Source organism: Azospirillum sp. UFLA03-27 (assembly GCF_059803775.1).
In genome coordinates, this window is record NZ_JAUQTX010000477.1 from 1 (window position 1) to 1,835 (window position 1,835).

Annotated in this window: 1 protein-coding gene; it reads left to right on the top strand. The window is 64.1% G+C overall.

The features are described 5' to 3' along the window. The first annotated feature begins 467 nt into the window (after positions 1-467). Complete coding sequence (locus tag Q4I23_RS32510) at positions 468-1,766, top strand: plasmid replication protein (RefSeq protein ID WP_498528977.1); 1,299 nt, start codon at positions 468-470, stop codon at positions 1,764-1,766. The last annotated feature ends 69 nt before the right edge of the window (positions 1,767-1,835 follow it).

The window sequence follows — 1,835 nt, forward strand, 5'->3', positions numbered from 1 at the left end:
TTGTCCAATTCTATAGGATGCAGGCGCGTTTCGGGGGCCTGAGATAGGGCGCAGGCGCGCTTCGACTCGTTGGATTCTCTAGGTGACAGGCGCGTTCACCGGCCGGACCGCTCGGTAGGTGACAGGCGCACTTCGCCGCGGTGCTGAATCTCCAGCCTGCGGAGCCTTTGGAAAAGCCCTGCCGGGGCGCTCCTGCACCGAGGCTGGCCCTGGGGTCCGCGCAATGGCGAAGTGCGGCGCGACGCCAGCCCCGTGTCGAGGAAGCGACTGTCCGATTCGGTCCGATGCCGGGGAGTCGTTCGGCAACCGCGCCTGCGACCTACTGCCTGTGCGCCCGTTGCCTACCGGAAGCGCGCCTGCCACCTACTGCAAGCGCGCCTGTCACCTATGGTCCCACGCGCGACGTCGTTGCGTTGGACAGTGGAAGAGACATAGGCTTGGTGTTCAGGATTTCGGAGAGGCACCAGATGTCGGGGCAGATCGTCGTCAAGCAGCGCCGTATGGAGACGCAGGGGCAGACCGTCCAAGGCACACTGTTCGAACACATCGACGCCACCACGGGCCGACGCCACAGCGTCAACATGGTTTCTCTGTACGATCTGGCTCCCAAGTATATTTTCGACAGCCCTGAATCGAAGGCCAACGGGCAGGCGGCGCACAGCCTGGAGCCCCGCGACCCGGCGGCTCAGGACGACCGCCTGCCGATGATCCACCGTCAGTTTTCCTTCGCCGATCAGATCTACCACCTCACGGTCGTTCCGGCGCGCATCCAGCGCCGGGTGAAGGGCAAGGACGGCCGTTTCCTCCGCGACGCCAGCGGGGCTCAGGTGGTGGAGGAGATCGACGCCTATCCGGGTGAACGCGAACAGATCATCGAGGACGTGATCCGCAAGCTGGCCTCGGACCCGGCGCGCCTGTCGGTGGACAACGGCGAGGCGATCCTGCGCTTCTCGCTCTACGAGGTCTGGCAGGAGCTTCGCTCGGTCCGGCACACTCTCAGCATTCCGGAGATCAAGGAAGCGCTGATGATCATGCGGCGCTGCACGGTCCAGATCGAGCGCCGCGGCCGCCGCAAGGTCATGATGGACTCCGGGATCTTCGCCGGCCTCGGGTTGCGGCAGCGTCCCAGCGAGACGGACGACACCGACGACACTTCGATCCTCGATGACGAGAGCAGCGACGCGGAGACCTTCGTCCAGTTCAACATGATGCTCCGCGAGGCGATCCGCCGGGTCGATTGGCACTCGATCTCCTACGAAGCCCTGATGAAGATCCGCAATCCGTTTTCGCGCTGGCTGTTCAAGCGCATCGCGGAGACGCTGAGGCAGGACCCCTCGCAGTCGGTCGTCAGCATCACCGCCCGCGATATCATCCGCGATTCCGGAATGTCGGAGTGGTCGCGGTTCCGCGACATGCGGCTGCGGATTCACGACGTCGTCAAAGCGCTCGCCGACACGCAGATCGGGGCTCTCGACCGCATTGAGATCGAGGAGATCAAGGAGGGGCGGAAGTACGTCGACGTCGAGTACAACCTTTATCCTTCCCAGTCCTTCCTCGACCAGATCCGCCGCGCTGTGGCGGAGCGGGCCGTCAACGAACGCGAACTCACCTTGGTCGTCAACAACGACGATCTCGACGAGAGCGGCCGCCCCAAGCGTTTCGTTCCGGTCACTCCCGAGGTGGCCAACCAAAGCCGCCGTCGCCGTCGCGCGGCGCTGCCGAAGGGTGGCGACGGGCAGATGCCTCTGCTGGACATCGTCAAGTAAGCGCAGGCAAGGGGCACATGTGAACCTGTCTCTTATACACATCTGACGCTGCCGACGATTATACGCGAG

Coding starts and splice junctions, on each gene's coding strand:
- Q4I23_RS32510 (WP_498528977.1), top strand. CDS start 468: ATGTCGGGGCAGATCGTCGTCAAGCAGCGCCGTATGGAGACGCAGGGG.